The sequence below is a fragment of the Acinetobacter johnsonii CIP 64.6 genome (assembly GCF_000368045.1).
GTDB classification, from domain to species: Bacteria; Pseudomonadota; Gammaproteobacteria; order Pseudomonadales; family Moraxellaceae; genus Acinetobacter; species Acinetobacter johnsonii.
In genome coordinates, this window is the sequence record NZ_KB849236.1 from 675,325 (window position 1) to 692,402 (window position 17,078).

General features: G+C 41.9%; 12 protein-coding genes. 6 read left to right on the top strand and 6 right to left on the bottom strand.

The features are described 5' to 3' along the window. Window positions 1-173: 173 nt before the first annotated feature. The 3 genes from F986_RS14420 to ahpC form a co-directional block, all read right to left on the bottom strand. A complete protein-coding gene (locus F986_RS14420) occupies window positions 174-377 on the bottom strand; it encodes a hypothetical protein (protein ID WP_004696295.1) in 204 nt (67 codons plus the stop codon). Between the two features lie 490 nt (window positions 378-867). Further along, window positions 868-1,599 carry a hydroxyacylglutathione hydrolase gene (gloB, locus tag F986_RS14425; RefSeq protein ID WP_004696297.1) on the bottom strand — a complete coding sequence of 244 codons (732 nt, stop codon included), beginning with the start codon at window positions 1,597-1,599 and terminating at the stop codon, window positions 868-870. A gap of 205 nt (window positions 1,600-1,804) precedes the next feature. After that, complete coding sequence (ahpC, locus tag F986_RS14430) at window positions 1,805-2,368, bottom strand: alkyl hydroperoxide reductase subunit C (protein ID WP_004696299.1); 564 nt, start codon at window positions 2,366-2,368, stop codon at window positions 1,805-1,807. A 343-nt stretch (window positions 2,369-2,711) separates the two neighbouring features. On the opposite strand from ahpC, the gene F986_RS14435 reads away from it, so the two are divergent. The 3 genes from F986_RS14435 to F986_RS14445 are packed head-to-tail and all read left to right on the top strand — an operon-like array spanning window position 2,712 to window position 8,606. After that, window positions 2,712-6,683, top strand: coding sequence for a DUF3418 domain-containing protein (locus tag F986_RS14435; protein WP_017397179.1), 3,972 nt, complete (start codon window positions 2,712-2,714; stop codon window positions 6,681-6,683). A gap of 30 nt (window positions 6,684-6,713) precedes the next feature. Continuing rightward, entirely contained in the window at window positions 6,714-7,826 is a 1,113-nt protein-coding gene (locus tag F986_RS14440; protein ID WP_004696303.1) for a beta-ketoacyl-ACP synthase III, read from the top strand. A 6-nt stretch (window positions 7,827-7,832) separates the two neighbouring features. Continuing rightward, window positions 7,833-8,606 carry a 1-acyl-sn-glycerol-3-phosphate acyltransferase gene (locus F986_RS14445; protein ID WP_004696305.1) on the top strand — a complete coding sequence of 258 codons (774 nt, stop codon included), beginning with the start codon at window positions 7,833-7,835 and terminating at the stop codon, window positions 8,604-8,606. 23 nt (window positions 8,607-8,629) lie between these two features. Here the strand turns inward: F986_RS14445 and F986_RS14450 are convergent, their stop codons facing one another. The 3 genes from F986_RS14450 to F986_RS14460 form a co-directional block, all read right to left on the bottom strand. Further along, complete coding sequence (locus F986_RS14450) at window positions 8,630-8,908, bottom strand: hypothetical protein (RefSeq protein WP_004696307.1); 279 nt, start codon at window positions 8,906-8,908, stop codon at window positions 8,630-8,632. A gap of 270 nt (window positions 8,909-9,178) precedes the next feature. Then, window positions 9,179-10,174, bottom strand: coding sequence for an ABC transporter substrate-binding protein (locus F986_RS14455; RefSeq protein ID WP_004696309.1), 996 nt, complete (start codon window positions 10,172-10,174; stop codon window positions 9,179-9,181). 3 nt (window positions 10,175-10,177) lie between these two features. Beyond that, window positions 10,178-10,765 carry an ANTAR domain-containing response regulator gene (locus F986_RS14460; protein ID WP_004696311.1) on the bottom strand — a complete coding sequence of 196 codons (588 nt, stop codon included), beginning with the start codon at window positions 10,763-10,765 and terminating at the stop codon, window positions 10,178-10,180. 591 nt (window positions 10,766-11,356) lie between these two features. Here F986_RS14460 and F986_RS14465 point away from each other — a divergent pair. The 3 genes from F986_RS14465 (at window position 11,357) to nirD (ending at window position 17,024) form a co-directional block, all read left to right on the top strand. Beyond that, window positions 11,357-12,706: an MFS transporter gene (locus F986_RS14465; RefSeq protein WP_004696313.1), complete on the top strand. Its 1,350-nt coding sequence runs from the start codon at window positions 11,357-11,359 to the stop codon at window positions 12,704-12,706. 65 nt (window positions 12,707-12,771) lie between these two features. Continuing rightward, window positions 12,772-15,318 (top strand): nitrite reductase large subunit NirB, encoded by a 2,547-nt coding sequence (gene nirB / locus F986_RS14470; RefSeq protein ID WP_004696315.1) that lies wholly within the window; start codon window positions 12,772-12,774, stop codon window positions 15,316-15,318. 95 nt (window positions 15,319-15,413) lie between these two features. Next, complete coding sequence (gene nirD / locus F986_RS14475) at window positions 15,414-17,024, top strand: nitrite reductase small subunit NirD (protein WP_004696317.1); 1,611 nt, start codon at window positions 15,414-15,416, stop codon at window positions 17,022-17,024. Window positions 17,025-17,078: the final 54 nt, after the last annotated feature.

Sequence of the window (17,078 nt, forward strand, 5' to 3'; positions counted from 1 at the left end):
CAGCGCCGCAAGGTGTGAGAGTTCGAGTCTCTCCGTCCCCACCATCAGTAATGAAGCAAGGTATTAAGCCTTGCTTTTTTATTGCCTGAAATTTAATAGATGATTCATATATAAAAAAAGCCCCTTTAAGGGGCTAAATTTTGATTCATCACGCGAAGTAAGTATGGAGCAATTTAGGCTTTCAAATGGTCTTCGAATTCTTCACCGAGCTGCATGGCCAAGTTATTGCCCGCTAGGTCGCAGGTCACCAGTCCATATTCTTTTTTAAAGCTAAAAGTAAAGCCACGGTTGTCTGCTAAGGTTTTAACTGAATAACCTAATTTCTCTAGCCAAATGCGAAAGGCGATGAGGTTTTTTGCTTTCACTACTTTTTTCACGAGGATATTCCTTTTTCACTGATAAATTATTAATAGGGATATTTCACGCTTTTTTAAAGGGGATTTTTTTATATATTTTTGTTTTTGTCTCTTTTTAAAGCAATCTAAACTAAGGCGAAAACGTATAGAAAGCATAAATGAGAGTATTTCATTGTTTAAAATAATTTTATCATGATGAAAAATAAGAATATTTTGAGATGAGTCTCAATACTTTAGAATTATGTGCATTCGTTGTAGAGAAATATTTTGTCGTAAATAGAAATGTAATGATTTTTTTCAAAGGCTGGGTACTTTGAGACAGTAATGCCATTCAGTCTTGCTCGTGATCATTCGATTATGGCATCGTGTGGCTTGAAACTGCATTGGTTGAAATTTTGAGAGCTCAAAGGTTAAGGGTAGAAGCCCCAACTGATCGTTTTAACTCAATAGAAGCATACATACATAATAGGAGACTGCGTTCGTTAGCAGTCTCTAGAAGGGGGGAAGCCAATTAAAATTGATCCTTCAGATCACGCAGTCGTTTAAACTCTTCAACATTTTCTGTACGTAAAAAAGGATTGGTTTCGAGTTCGATCTCAATACGGCTAGGAAGGGTACATTGACCCAAATAGCGCATGGTTTCGACACGGTCTAAACGCTCTTGAATAGCGATATTATCTGGTTCGACATGGTTGGCAAACTTCGCGTTAGAGAGCGTGTATTCGTGCGTACAATAGACTTTGGTTTCGGCAGGCAAAGCTGCTAAACGATTGAGCGAATGGTACATCTGCTCATGTGTACCTTCAAACACTCGCCCACAGCCCATAGCAAACAGGGTGTCACCGCAAAATAAAGTCTGGATGGATTCAATAAAGTACACAATATGGCCCAGTGTGTGGCCAGGAACTGCTAAAACGTCGACATGTAAATCATGAAATGAGAAATAGTCATCATCCATCAATGCATGGGTGATGAATGGAATTTTAGATAATTCCTCACGTGGCCCATACACAGGAATATTGCGACTCGCAATCAGGTCGGCGACACCGCCAATATGGTCTTTATGCCAATGAGTCAGCCAAATTTGAGCAATGCTTAAGCCATGTTCAGTGCAATAATCTTCAACTAATCCAGCCTCAGTTGGATCAACCACCACGACTTGCTTTGATGAGCTGTGTTCCAGCAGCCAAATATAGTTTTGGAGTTGGTTTTTCACATCAATCATATGAACTTGATAAGTCATTTTTCTTCTTCAAAGAGCTGCATATATTCACTCTACTGTAGCGGGTACACGCAATGAATTCCAGTCATGAATCATTTACAGAGCATAGAGGATAGGTGTTTATTGTTCTGTATTTTTCTCTTTCTTGTCATATTGTACTGTTATCTTGGCCATAAAAAAACCACGCTAAAAAGCGTGGTTTTTTATGTGTTCAATCTAATTTAGATTAGATTTTACCTACTAGGTCGATTGAAGGAGCAAGAGTTGCTTCGCCTTCTTTCCATTTAGCTGGGCAAACTTCACCTGGGTGAGCGTGAACGTATTGAGCTGCTTTAACTTTACGAAGTAATTCTTGAGCATCACGACCAATACCACCAGCGTTGATTTCAACGATTTGGATTTTACCTTCTGGATCGATTACGAAAGTACCACGGTCAGCAAGACCAGCAGCTTCGATTAGAACGTCGAAGTTTTTAGAAAGAGTCCAAGTTGGGTCGCCAATTAATGGGTATTGGATTTTACCAATAACTTCAGAAGTGTCATGCCAAGCTTTGTGAGTGAAGTGAGTGTCAGTAGAAACACCGTAGATTTCCACGCCTAATTTTTGGAATTCAGCGTAGTTGTCAGCAAGGTCACCAAGTTCAGTTGGGCAAACGAAAGTGAAGTCAGCTGGGTAGAAGAATACTACAGACCATTTGCCTTTAAGATCTGCTTCAGTTACGTCAACAAATTGACCTTTGTGATATGCAGTAGCTGCGAATGGTTTTACTTCAGTATTAATCAAGCTCATCATTGTCTCCATGATTGGGGTTTGTATTTAATGTTGAATAGGGTATCGAAATTTTTGTTATTGCTGAAACAGTATTTTTACATTACAAGAATCGGAAAAACCGAATCTTACTCCAGACTATTTCAGCGAATGTGATCATTCTGTTCATTTAGCATGATAAATATGATGACCAAATGACAAAATCATCTATTCCGCAACTCGTTTACAGACATGATGTCCCTAGGCTTAAAATTCAAGGGGATATTTGAAAAAAAGTTAAAATTAAAAAATTATGCTGTACTTTCGCTTCGCTGTATTACCACGTAAACTAAGCGATTGATGTTTTTGATGTGGGTTTTTTTCTGTGCAGCGTCCTTTAAATATAGAGCAATTGGTGATGGTCAAAGACCGTCATCGTTTAAACCGACTCAAAAAAGGAAAAGATGCCAACGAAAAGCAATATCAAGCATTATTTGAACAGTCGCATTTAAAAGTTCTAGAGCGTATTGAACGCATTCCGAATATTAAACTGAATCAAGACCTGCCTGTTACGCAGTATGCAGATAAGTTAATTGATGCCATTCAAGAGCACCAAGTGATTATCGTTGCAGGGGAGACGGGTTCGGGTAAAACCACACAGCTACCGCAAATTGCGATGTTGGCGGGTCGTGGTTTAACCGGTCTGATTGGTCACACACAGCCACGTCGTTTGGCTGCACGTAGTGTGTCCCAGCGTATTGCGGAAGAAGTTGGTGAGAAGCTTGGCGAGTCCATTTCTTTTAAAGTTCGTTTTAATGAACAAGGGTCGCAGGATTCCATTGTCCGTTTAATGACAGATGGTATTTTGCTGGCAGAGTTGGCCAATGACCGTTATCTCAATAAATACGACACCATTATTATCGATGAAGCGCATGAGCGTTCGCTTAATATCGACTTTATCATGGGGTATCTCAAACAACTTTTGCCTCGCCGTAAAGATTTAAAAGTCATCATCACTTCGGCAACTTTAGATGTAAACCGTTTTAGTCAGTACTTTAATAATGCACCTATTTTTGAAGTAGAAGGTCGTAGCTTTCCAGTCGAACTACGTTATCGCCCTGTATCTGAGATGAGCATTGTCGGTAGTGATGATGATGAGTTTGATGACTTTGAAGAAAATCTACCTCGTGCTGTCGTGCAAGCTGTAGAGGAATGTTTTCGGGATGCACAAGAAAAAGGCCATCCTGAATATGCCGATACTTTAATTTTTGCCAGTACCGAACAAGAGATTCGTGAATTACAAGAAACTTTGCAAAAGCATGGGCCGCGACATACAGAAATTTTGCCTTTATATGCGCGTTTGGCCTTGGCTGAACAACAAAAAATCTTTAATCCATCAGGTGGTGGGCGACGCATTATTATCGCCACCAACGTTGCAGAAACAGCGTTGACTGTACCCAATATTCGTTATGTGATTGACAGTGGTTTTGCGCGTATTTCTCGCTATAACTATCGTTCACGCGTACAGCGTTTACCGATTGAAGCAGTTTCTCAGGCCGCAGCAAATCAGCGTAAAGGTCGTTGTGGTCGTATTGCCCCAGGTGTATGTATTCGTTTGTATTCTGAGGAAGACTTTCAAAGCCGCCCTGAGTTTACCGAACCCGAAATTAAGCGAACGAACTTGGCATCAGTTATTTTACAGATGCAAAGTTTAGGGCTGGGTGCTTTAGAAGATTTTGATTTTATTGAGCCACCAGATCATCGTTTAGTCAACGATGGTCGTAAGTTGTTGGTTGAACTTGGGGCTATGACGGAGAAAAGTAAAGCCCCTCTTTTGCTAAGAGGGGTTGGGGGAGATTTAACAGAATCGAGTCAGGTTAAAGAAGAAAAATCAAATACAAATCCTCCTAAATCCTCCTTTAATAAAGAAGGACTTCAAAGCAGTGGATTAACCAAAATTGGTCAACAAATGGCCAAAATGCCAATTGACCCACGTTTGGCCCGTATGATTTTGGGTGGGGCACATTTTGGAGTGTTGAATGAAGTATTGGTGATTGTTGCCGCCTTGGCCGTACAAGACCCACGTGAACGCCCTGCGGATAAACAAATGCAGGCAGATCAAAAACATGCATTGTTCCGTGAAGCCGATTCTGACTTTTTATTTTATATCAAACTTTGGGAAGCACTGGTTGCCAACCGGGATATGAGTGAAAACAAACGTCGTACTTTTGCGCGTAATCACTTTTTAAGCTGGTTGCGTTTACGTGAGTGGAAGAAAACTCATGAGCAATTGGTTGATTTGGCAAAAGGCTTAAAGTTGTCTTTTAATGAGAAAAAAGCCAGTTATGAAAATTTACACCGTGCACTTTTAACAGGTTTGTTGTCTTTTATTGCCAATAAAACCGATGAACGCAATGTGTTTATGGCTGTGCGTCAGCAAAAGGCCCGCATTTTTCCAGCATCTACCTTACATAAGACCAATACGCCTTGGGTCATGGCTTTTGAGATGGTAGAAACCTCACAGGTCTACATTCGTACACTAGCAAAAATTGAACCTGAGTGGATTTTGCTTGCAGCAGGTGATTTGCTGAAGCACCACTATTTTGAGCCGCACTGGTCGAAAAAAGCAGGTGTGGTTAATGCCTATGACCAAATTTCATTGTTTGGCCTAATTATTGAGCCAAAACGTCAGATCAATTATGAAAAAGTCGATCATGTTGCGGCACATGAAATTTTCCTTCGAGATGCACTGACGACAGGACATTTAGGCATTACGCCACCATTTTTAAAACACAACCTGCTTAAACTTGAAGAAGTAGAGCGGGTCGAAGATAAGCTACGCCGCCGTGATTTGGTGGTGGATGAAGAGACTATTTACCAGTTTTATGCGGCTAAAGTTCCTGAAGAGGTCGCAAGCCGTCGTAGTTTTGAAGACTGGCGCGCTACGGTTGAACCGCAAAACCCACGTTATTTATTTATCGATGATGATGCGCTGTGGATGAACGACCGTCCAACCACACAACAATTTCCCGATTTTTTACGCAATGGCGAACTGCGCCTAGCAGCCAGTTACCGTTTTGATCCAAGCCATGACGAAGATGGTGCAACAGTGAAAATTCCGTTGCAAGCCTTGCCTCAGGTGGATGAAAACTTGTGGTCGTGGGGCATTCCCGGCTGGCGTCAGGATTTAATGGAAGCCTTACTCAAAGCACTGCCTAAAGATAAACGTCGTCACTTGGTGCCTATCCCTGATACGGCTGCAAAGCTAATGGCGAAAGTAGATGCGATGCATTTGCAGCAGCATATTTTTAGTTTTTTAGCTTTCCAGTTACGTGGCGAACAAATCACTGAAAAAGACTTTAGCTTTGAGCGGGTTGAACAATATTTGTTGCCGCTGATTAAAGTGATAGATGACAAAGGCCGTGTAATTGAACAAGGTCGTGATTTGTCTGAGTTAAAAGCGCGTTGTCGAACAGAAACTCATAGTCCAGTCAAACAGCTTAAAGGTGAGTTCCAAATTTTCCCTGAAAATTTTGTGTTTGAAGCATCACAAAAAGTGACGGGTGTGGTGGTGAAGCAGTATCAAGCTTTAGTCCCGACCAAGGCCTTTGCTGCACTGGAACAAAAGGATGAGTCCGGTGTGGTGATTCAGACCTTTAATGATCAAGCTGAGGCGATTAAACGGCACCGCGAGGGTGTACTTCGTTTGGTGCATATACAACTGGGGGATTTGGTCCGTCAGTTGAAAAAGCAAATTTCCAAACCGTTGGCATTGGCGTATTCACCTTTGGGCGATAAGGCGCAGCTGGAGCAAATGTTAGTTTATGCCACACTGCAAATGTCGATCAATGAACTGCCTGTCAACGCACAAGAGTTTGAAAACTTGGTTGCAAATGTCAAAAAAACTTTTCTGACCCATGGGCAAAAAGCACTGGCAGATGTGACAGAGATCTATATTCAATGGCAGGATATACGTCGAAAACTGTTGGTCTTAGATGATGCAGTGTTTGGGAAAAATATTGATGATGTTGAAGATCAGCTAGATTTGATGTGCTTATCAAATTTTGTTTATGTGAAATCTTCCGACATTTGGCTTGAATTTCCTCGATATTTGAAAGCATTGGTCTTGCGTTTGGAGCGCCTGCCCAATAACCTACAGAGGGATAATTCTGCCATTGATCAAGTTGACTCGTGGATGGAAAAATTATTTAAGTTTAAAAATGACACTCGCCTTAAAGAATTGTATTTCATGGTTGAGGAGTTTCGGATTTCTTTATTCTCTCAACCGATGAAGACAAAGATGCCCATTTCTCCGACTCGCTTGCAAAAAGTATGGGAAAAACTTGGAATCAGTTAAGATATAGGTAATTTAAAGAAGGAGTTTTACATGGGCATCCGCATTACAGGTACGGGTCTTTATCATCCTGAAGACATCATTACCAATGAAGAGTTAGTTGAAAGTTTAAATGCTTATGTGGAACAGTATAACCTAGACAATGCTGACAAAATTGCTTCGGGCGAGTTGGAAGCCCGTCGTGGGTCAAGCGCAGAGTTTATTGAAAAAGCATCTGGTGTAAAACGTCGTTATGTGGTTGAGAAAACAGGGATCTTAGATCCGAAGCGTTTACGTCCATTGTTACATGAGCGTTCAAATGATGAACTCTCGATTCAAGCCGAATGGGGCGTGATCGCTGCAAAACAAGCGATGGAAAATGCAGGCGTAACTGCAGAAGATATCGATGTGGTAATTTTATCGTGCTCTAATTTACAGCGTGCTTATCCTGCTGTTGCAATTGAAATCCAAACAGCATTGGGTATTCAAGGCTATGCCTACGACATGAACGTAGCATGTTCGGCCGCAACCTTTGGCATTAAACAAGCGTATGATGCGATTAAAGCGGGCGGACGCCGTGTATTATTGGTGAATGTAGAAATCACCTCTGGTCATACCGACTACCGTTCACGTGATTGCCACTTTATCTTTGGTGATGTTGCAACGGCTTCAATCATTGAAGAAACCGACAGCAAAACTGGTTTTGAAATTGAAGACATTAACTTATTCACACAGTTTTCAAATAACATCCGCAATAACTTTGGTTTCCTAAACTTAAGTGAAGTCGATGCAGACATTGAAAATAATCGTTTTGCTCAAGACGGTCGTAAAGTGTTCAAAGAAGTTTGTCCACTGGTTGCCAAAATGATTACAGCGCAACTTGAGAAAAATAACATTGCACCGACTGATGTGAAGCGTTTTTGGTTACACCAAGCCAATGCCAGCATGAATGAGTTGATTCTGAAACTGGTCGTAGGCAAAGAAAATGCTCAGCCTGATTTAGTGCCGATCATTTTAGATGAATTTGCAAATACCTCTTCAGCAGGTGTCATCATTGCGTTGCATCGCACAGCAGACCAAGTCAATGACGGTGAATACGGTGTCTTGTGTTCATTCGGCGCAGGTTACTCTGTTGGTGCTGTGCTTGTGAAAAAACACGTCGCATAAGCCCGTATGTTGCAGGTTGAGCATGATGCAAAATGGATTAAACGCCTGAGTGCTTTATCCAAAGTTTATTTCACACCGACATTTATTGGTGCTGAACAGTTAGATGCATCACAACCTGCAATGTATGTAGGAAATCATTCTATGTATGGTGTGCTTGATTCACCTATGTTGATTGATTATCTCTACAATGAGCATCAGGTGGCTGTGGTCAGTATTGCTGATCATAGCCATTTTTATTTGCCACTGTGGCGCAGTGTGGTGAAAAAATTTGGTGCGGTCGATGGCGTCCCAGCCTATGTGCGTGAAGCCATGCAACAAGGCTATTCTATTTTGGTTTTTCCTGGTGGCGGACGCGAAGTTCTAAAACGTGAGGGCGAACAGTATCACCTGATTTGGAAACAGCGCTACGGCTTTTTAAAGCTCGCTCAAGAATTTGGCTATGACATCGTGCCGTTTGCCGCGTTAGGCGGAGATGAAGTCTTTGATATTGGTTTTGATGCAAATAAAGTGGTTCAGCACCAATATTTTCAAAAGTTGCTACAAGTGCCACAGTTGAGTCGCTTGCTGCGTAAAGGGGAGGTGATCCCATCTTTGCCGAAACATTTGATTCCGAAACGCTTGCCTTTTTATTTTAAGTTTATGCCCAGACAACGTTTGATGCATATTGAAAACCTAGAACAGTTACAGCAGTTCCGAGACCTGATTGCAGCAGAAATTTATACTGGGCTTGCAGACTTAAGAGTATTGCGTCAACAGCAGCATGGTGACCGATTTGATTGAGCATTTACAGGCGTAAAATCTGCTTAGTCTTCTTGTAAATCTTTCAACAAATGTGCAATTTTTAAAGTATGGGTCTTATTCCCTTTGACTTCCATAACCTTATTTTCCACCCACCATAAATATTCAAAAATTTCAGTTTCACTGGCTTGTTCGCAAATGAATCGAAATAAACTGGGTAAGTATTCCTCATATTCATCTTGTAGTGCAGGATTACGATAGATCCGCAGGGGATCCCAGTCTTTAATCAGTATTTTGTTAATCGCATGTAATAAAGAAACATGTCGATTTTCCTCGGTAAACATAATACACCCCGCTGTCCTTGGGTTAGTTTGACGTTTAAAAAAGAAGTTGTGATGAAGATTATTTATCTATTGTTTTCATGTGTTAAAAGATATTAGCGTGTTTTTCGCATGAGTAAATAGCACGCTCAGATAAATGGAAACTAAAGAAAAATGTCTGATAAAGTGGTAGTAAAGTTAGATCACAGATTTACTTCAAAATATTTTTCAGAATAAATGTTTCAAAATAGTGCGTAATTACGGATTAAGTAACATATAGTAATAATTTAAAAATCAAGTTTTTGTTTGAATGACGCAATTTTCACTAATGCTGTGAATTTCATCACTTTCTAAATTTACATCATCCCATTTTTGCATTTGCTGTGTGAGCCAAACAAAATCCGAAACTTGAGGCTGGGCTTGTTCGGGAATAAAACCACGAATGATGTTCTGAATCAGGTGATATTTTTCAACGTGAACACTTGCTGAACACGCAAAGCGAATGATGTTGTAATCGACCAAGACTTGCCAAACAGGCTCAAGATCTTGCATTTGTTTAAGTTCAACTTGTGCTTTTTGGATGGCTTGGACGAGGGCTGCAAGTGTATTGGGATTGGAGATAGCCCATTCTTGAGTCACAGCCAGTACTTTGTCTGCGACGCGAGGAATAATTTCTGAGCCAGTCGCAATGATTTGGCTATAGCCTTGAATTTCCGCTTGTGTGTTCCAAGGTTCCCCAACACAAAAACCATCGATCAATTGGTTTGAAATGGCTTCCACCATATAGGGCGGCGGTAAAGTGCGGAGATGTACGCGTTTGGCAAATTCAGTATTGGCCAACGCCAACCACTCACGTAAACAATAATGATGAATAGACTGCTTAAACACATGGGCAATCGGAAGATACTGTTCATGCTGCATGGCGCTAAAAAATTTCTGTGCAGTGGTGGCTGCTTCGTCAGTTTTTTTGATATCAAGCGCGTAGCATAGTTTTTGGCTTAAGCTGATAAAAGCACTGTTGTAGCTTAAGACGAGAGGGGTTTGTAGCGGAATACCGAGTTGATCTTGAGCGAGTGCAGCAGCAGGCAACATGGCAGATAAACAATGCGCGGCATCTAGAAAACCAAAAGCCAAACGATCTCTTAAGCTTGCCCAAGACGCTTCTTTGACTAAGCTTACGTCTAAGCCCACGTCCTCAAAAAAACCGCGTTGTTTAGCCCACAGTAAAGGAACACAGTCTAAAAGTGGAATATAGCCCAGATGAAGTTGTGACTTTTCGAGTTGAGCCATGACTTAGTCCTTGAGTTGAGATTGTAAAAGCTGTTGAGCATCCAACAGACGTCTTGCCATTTCACCGATGGTCATACGGTGGCTCATGGCATTTTTACGCAGCAATTGAAAGGCATCATCTTCAGATAGTCCATGTAATTGCATCAGCAAGACTTTCGCACGCTCCACATCTTTACGATCGGCGAGTTTATTTTTAGTGTCTTGTAAGTCTGTGAGCAACTTTTTGTGTTTACGAAACTGTTCGATCGAGATTTCTAAAATATTTTCTAACTTTGAAGGATCTATCCCGTCCACTATATAAGCCGTCACTCCAGCATCTATGGCACTTTTAATGGTGTCTTTATGGCTATTTTTAGTAAATAAAACAGTGGGTAGGTTAAATTGACTTACACAGCTTTCAATAATGTCACGTTGCGGATGGTCCATATCTAACAAAATGACGTCAGCACTTAATTGTTCAAGACGGCTAATATTGATGTGATCGATAATCAGGCAGGCAACCACATCAAAATCATGTTCGATGAGGGAACTTCGAATATATTGTGCGCGTTCTTGATTGTCATCAATCAATGCAATTTTCAGTTTAGGCATACTGTACAGTGCTCAGGAAAACCTGAAAATGAGATCTAAAAGTATACAAGCAATTTAAATGCCAAACTTAACAAATGCCAGCTTTATCTCGAATCAGGCAGTCAATCTTTATGGTCGCGATTACAGACAAAGTATGCATGTTGGCATGAAGACGATTGCGGATATGGGTTCAGTAAATCGAAGTGTTGATGTTTTCAGTCGATTTGTACCTATAAGGGCGAATTTCTAGATGTCGTGCTTAGAACAAAGCAATGTCGTTTATTTGATAAAGCAGATGCTCATCGATAATGCAAAATGCACCAAGAGGTAGCAGGGTTTTAAAAAGTCGGAAAAATTAGTTGTTGTGCTTTAAAAGTAAAAAGAGCTATTTATATCGAAGTATAAGGTTTAACTTTGAATAAAATAATAAAAAACAATAGAATAAGATTGGATTATAAATATTGGCACACTCGTTGCATTATCCCGGATGAGTCAAAGACGACTCTAAATCTAATTTGTAAGACGGCCAACGACGTCCGTTCTGATCGCTTCTACATCCCAAGTGTTTGTGCTGTAGAAAAACTATACGCTCAGTTCAGTCTGGAGAAGGTTATGTCTTCAAATTTACATGCTAAAAAAGCAACAAAAATAAGTCTTTTCAGTTTTAACGGCGCAGCAATGAGAGCCTTCCACATGAGTTGGCTCGCCTTTTTTGTCTGCTTCTTTGCTTGGTTCGCTTGTGCACCGCTGATGCCAGTGATTGCGGGTGAATTTCATTTAACCAAAGATCAAATAGCCAATATTAATATTGCTGCTGTAGCCATCACAATTTTAGTTCGCCTTATTGTGGGGCCATTGTGTGATAAATACGGCCCGCGTAAAACCTATACCGCACTTCTTATACTCGGCAGCATTCCAGTCTTTGGAGTCGCATCTGCAAATAGCTATGAATCCTTCTTGTTCTTCCGTCTATTGATTGGTGCGATTGGGGCAAGCTTTGTCATCACTCAGTATCACACCAGCATTATGTTTGCGCCAAATGTTGTCGGGACTGCAAACGCAGCGACAGCAGGCTGGGGCAACGCAGGCGGTGGTGCAACACAAGTACTCATGCCATTGATGCTCGGTGCCTTGGTGATGTTTGGTGTAGAGCAAGCGATGGGCTGGAGAATTGCACTGATTGTTCCGGGTGTCTTGATGCTGATCGTGGGTTTGATGTATTGGAAATTTACTCAAGATTGTCCACAAGGCAACTTCCAAGAACTTCGTGCAGAGGGCGTCAGTGTTGGTTCAGATAAAAAAGGTGGTGTAGCGATTCTGATGCATGCTGCGAAAAACTACCGTGTTTGGATTCTATTTGGTGCCTATGCCGCGTGTTTCGGAATCGAAATCTTTATTCACAACATTGTCGCGATGTACTACGTTGACCACTTTAGCTTTGGTTTAAAAGAAGCGGGAATGGCGGCAGGTATTTTCGGTTTACTGGCACTGTTTGCTCGTGCTCTGGGCGGCATTGTGTCAGACAAAGTCGCAACCAAAAAAGGGCTTGATGGTCGTACCAAAGTGTTGTTTGGCATGATTTTGCTGGAAGGTCTCTTCCTCGTCCTATTCTCTCAAATGAACACCCCTATCTTTGCGATTCTTGCAATGACAGTCTTTGCATTGTTCACACACATGGCATGTGGTGCAACTTATGCTTTGGTTCCTTTCATTGACCGCGATGCCTTGGGCGGTGTGGCAGGCATTATTGGCGCAGGGGGTAACGTGGGTGCAGTGGCAGCAGGTTTCCTGCTCAAAGGTATGTTGGATATTCAAACCACACTGATGATTTTAGGTGGTTTAGTGGTCATCGCTGCAAGTTTTGTTCTCATGATTCGCTTCTCTGTTGAGCATAAAGAAAAGGAACAGCGCTTATTCGAACAAGCAGTACATGATCGTAGCATTGCTGAAGCGCAAAACTAAATAAATAGATTAAACCCAAGCCTCAAGGCTCAGGCAGAACAAATGAAATATTGCGGAGAAAGAATATGAAAATCATCATGATTGGTCATGGCATGGTTGGCCACAAATTTATCGAATCAGTACTCGAACATGTGGGTGATGATGTTGAAATTACCATCTTGGCCGAAGAACCGCGCTTGGCTTATGACCGTGTACATTTGACTGAATATTTCAGTGGTAAATCAGCAAAGGATTTAACCCTTTGTCGTGCAGATTTTGCTGATGCTTATGGCATAGATTTACGTTTAAATACCAAAGCGGTTGCAATTGATCAAAGCCATAAAACGGTGACGACGAATCATGGTGATGTTCTTAGTTTTGACAAACTAATCTTGGCAACAGGTTCATACGCTTTTGTTCCGCCTATTTCGGGTAATGACCGTGAAAACTGCTTTGTCTACCGAACCATTGAAGATTTAGATGCGATTCGTGCTGCGAGTCTTAATGCGAAATCGGGTGTGGTCATTGGTGGTGGTTTACTGGGCCTAGAAGCCGCTAAGGCGCTACGGGATTTGAACTTGGAAACCCATGTGGTTGAGTTTGCACCGCGTCTCATGGCAGTCCAAATTGATGACTTGGGCGGAAAGGTTCTACGTGCAAAAATTGAAAACTTAGGCGTAAAAGTCCATACCCAAAAAGCAACTTCATCGATTGAGGAAGGTACTGCAACTAAGCATGTGATGAAATTTGGAGATGGTTCTGAGCTTGAAACAGACATCATTTTGTTCTCAGCGGGTATTCGCCCACGTGATGAGTTGGCACGTCAAAGCGGTTTAACGCTTGGAGAGCGTGGCGGGATCACGATTAATGATTATTGCCAAACGTCAAATCCAGATATTTATGCCATTGGTGAATGTGCACTGTGGCAAAACAAAATTTATGGTCTGGTGGCACCGGGCTATGACATGGCACGTATTGCAGCAAAACATGTCACTGAACAAGCTTGTGCTGAATTTGCGGGTGCAGACATGAGCACCAAGTTGAAACTGATGGGCGTTGATGTTGCTTCGGTCGGTGATGCACATGCGATGACACCGAATGCACTCAGTTATTTCTATGCTGACGAAGATACACAAGTTTATAAAAAAATCGTGGTGAACGGCGAAAAGACCAAGTTACTTGGCGCAGTTTTAGTGGGCTGTGCAAAAGAGTACAACGACTTACTACAAATGATGCTGAATGGTTTAGCACTTCCAGAAAATCCTGAAAGTTTAATCATGCCGGGTTATGCACAATCCTCAAGTAAATCTGGCGGCAGTGGAGTTGATTTACTGCCAGACAGTGCAACCATTTGCTCATGTAATAACGTCTCTAAAGCCGATATTTGCAGTGCAATTGCTGAGGGTTCAACGTCTTTAGGTGCCCTAAAAAAATGTACCAAAGCAGCTACTGCATGTGGTGGATGTGCACCATTAGTGACCCAAGTTTTAAAATCTGAATTACAACGCCAAGGCGTTACGGTCAATAATCATATCTGTGAACACTTTGCTTACTCACGTCAAGAGCTGTATCACTTGGTACGGGTCAATGAAATCAAAACGTTTGATGACCTGATTCAACAACATGGCCATGGTTTAGGCTGTGATATTTGTAAGCCAACTGCAGCGAATATTTTAGCGTCGTGTTGGAATGACTTTGTTTTAAAACCAAGCCATGCAGGTCTACAAGACAGTAATGACTACTATCTTGGCAACATTCAAAAAGATGGTTCTTATTCTGTAGTCCCACGCATGGCCGGTGGTGAAGTGACGCCTGATGGCTTAATTGCTGTGGGGCAAATTGCTAAAGAATATGGCTTATATACCAAACTTACAGGTGGACAACGTGTCGATATGTTTGGCGCGCAAATTCACCAACTTCCTGAAATTTGGGAAAAGCTCATCGCTGCGGGCTTTGAGTCAGGCCATGCGTATGGGAAATCGTTGCGTACAGTAAAGTCTTGCGTCGGCAGTACGTGGTGTCGTTACGGTGTGGATGACTCGGTGGGTTTAGCTATTTTCCTAGAGAACCGCTACAAAGGCTTACGTTCACCGCACAAATTAAAAATGGCTGTTTCAGGCTGTACCCGTGAATGTGCCGAAGCGCAAAGTAAAGATGTCGGTGTGATCGCCACTGAAAAAGGCTGGAACCTGTATGTCTGCGGAAATGGAGGGATGAAGCCTCGCCATGCCGAGTTATTGGCTTCGGATCTCGATACCCAAACTCTAATTAAATACATCGACCGATTCTTTATGTTCTATGTGCAAACCGCAGACCGTTTACAACGAACTTCGGTATGGCGCGACAACATGGAAGGTGGTTTAGATTATCTCAAAGATGTGGTTGTGCATGATTCTTTAGGTCTAGCTGCTGAACTCGAACGTCGTATGAGCCATGTGGTGGGGACTTATCAAGATGAATGGCGTACGGCTGTTGAAGACCCAGAAGTACGTAAACGCTTCGTGACCTTTATCAATGCCAAAGCTGAGCAACAACAAGATCCACATATTCAGTTTGCAGAAGTTCGTGGCCAGATTCGTCCTAAAACTGAGGCTGAACGAGATCGTAGCCGTATTCCAGTGGTAGAAGCTTAACAAATTAGGGTATTCAAACTTCTTTCTTCAGCACTCTCTCAAAAGCAAAGATAGAGGGAATAAATGAATGAAAAAGTTTAAAAAGGATCAAGATGATGACAATTTTAAAAGAAATGAATGAGCTAAATTGGGTTGATGTCTGTGCACTAGATGATGTAACACCAAACACTGGCGTAGGTGCACTTATTGAACATCAGCAAATTGCTATTTTTCGTGTCGGTGCTGAAAAGCGGGTGTATGCTTTGAGTAACCAAGACCCATTTAGCCAAGCTTATGTCATGTCGCGCGGCATTATTGGTGATTTACAAGGTGAGCGGGTGGTGGCATCGCCCATTTATAAACAGCATTTTAGTTTGGCGACAGGACGTTGTTTGGAAGATAAAGATCAAAAACTATTGGTTTTTCCAAGCAAAATTGAAAATGGCCGAGTGTGGATTAGTCCGACACCACAAAAAACCTATATCACCAACACAGGTGCATCTCAGGAAAAAATCAAGTTGGTGCTGGTTGGCAATGGCCTAGCGGGGATGCGTTGTCTGGAAGATTTACTTGACATGGCACCAGAACGTTATGACGTGACAGTGATTGGTGAAGAGCCTTGGGGGAACTACAACCGTATTATGTTATCGCCAGTGTTGTCAGGGGATAAAACCATTGACGACATCATGTTGCATCCACATGCGTGGTATAGCGACAAAGGCATTCGTTTCATTGCGGGTGACCCTGCGGTACGTATAGACCGTCCTCGTAAGCAGGTCTATACCGAAAAAGGTGAAGTGGTCGATTATGATCGTTTAATTTTAGCGACAGGTTCGAAACCGTTCATTCCTCCAATTGCTGGAGCGAATTTGAAAGGTGTCATTAGTTTCCGAGATATCTACGACATCAACACTATGTTGGATTACTGCAAGACCAAGAAAAACGCGGTGGTAATCGGCGGTGGTTTGTTGGGACTTGAAGCTGCATATGGCCTCAAACAACGTGGCATGAATGTCACAGTTTTACATCTGATGGATCGCATTATGGAGCGTCAATTAGACAGTAAAGCTAGCCAAATGCTACGCCATAGTATTGAACAAAAGGGTATCTCCATTATCACTGAGGCCAATACTGAAGCATTGGTAGGTGTAGATGGTCATGTCACTCAAATTCGCTTGAAAGACGGTACAGTCCTAGAGGCGGATCTTGTGGTTTTTGCAGTCGGTATTCGTCCGAACATAGCACTTGCACAAAGTGCAGGACTGCGCTGTAACCGTGGTGTGTTGGTGAATGACACCATGCAGACTTTTGACCCAAGTATTTACGCCGTGGGAGAGTGTATTGAACATCGTAGCCAGACTTTTGGCTTGGTTGAGCCACTTTGGGGGCAGGCGTTCATTTGTGCCTCACATTTGGCAGAGCATGGCAGCTTAACGTTCAAAGCACCAACTGTTCCAACACAGTTAAAGGTAAGTAGCTGTGATGTGTTCTCAGCGGGTAATTTTGAACCGAAGGATGACTTTGAAGACATCATTTTAAATGATGAAAAACGTCAGATTTATAAACGCATTATTATTCAAAAGGATAAGGTCGTTGGTGCGGTGTTGTTTGGTGATACAGAAGATGGTGTTTGGTATGCAGAACTTATTTCCGATCAAACCCCAATTTCTTCAATTCGAAATAAATTGTTATTTGGTAAAGATTTTGCATTAAAAAAAGCAGGGTAAAAACTTCCTCTTGAAAGGAGGGGGATAGATTTTCTAATAGTTAATTTGATACGC

Coding starts and splice junctions, on each gene's coding strand:
- ahpC (WP_004696299.1), bottom strand. CDS start 2,368: ATGAGCTTGATTAATACTGAAGTAAAACCATTCGCAGCTACTGCATAT.
- F986_RS14445 (WP_004696305.1), top strand. CDS start 7,833: ATGTTGCAGGTTGAGCATGATGCAAAATGGATTAAACGCCTGAGTGCT.
- F986_RS14455 (WP_004696309.1), bottom strand. CDS start 10,174: ATGGCTCAACTCGAAAAGTCACAACTTCATCTGGGCTATATTCCACTT.
- gloB (WP_004696297.1), bottom strand. CDS start 1,599: ATGACTTATCAAGTTCATATGATTGATGTGAAAAACCAACTCCAAAAC.
- F986_RS14450 (WP_004696307.1), bottom strand. CDS start 8,908: ATGTTTACCGAGGAAAATCGACATGTTTCTTTATTACATGCGATTAAC.
- F986_RS14465 (WP_004696313.1), top strand. CDS start 11,357: ATGTCTTCAAATTTACATGCTAAAAAAGCAACAAAAATAAGTCTTTTC.
- nirD (WP_004696317.1), top strand. CDS start 15,414: ATGACAATTTTAAAAGAAATGAATGAGCTAAATTGGGTTGATGTCTGT.
- F986_RS14440 (WP_004696303.1), top strand. CDS start 6,714: ATGGGCATCCGCATTACAGGTACGGGTCTTTATCATCCTGAAGACATC.
- F986_RS14460 (WP_004696311.1), bottom strand. CDS start 10,765: ATGCCTAAACTGAAAATTGCATTGATTGATGACAATCAAGAACGCGCA.
- nirB (WP_004696315.1), top strand. CDS start 12,772: ATGAAAATCATCATGATTGGTCATGGCATGGTTGGCCACAAATTTATC.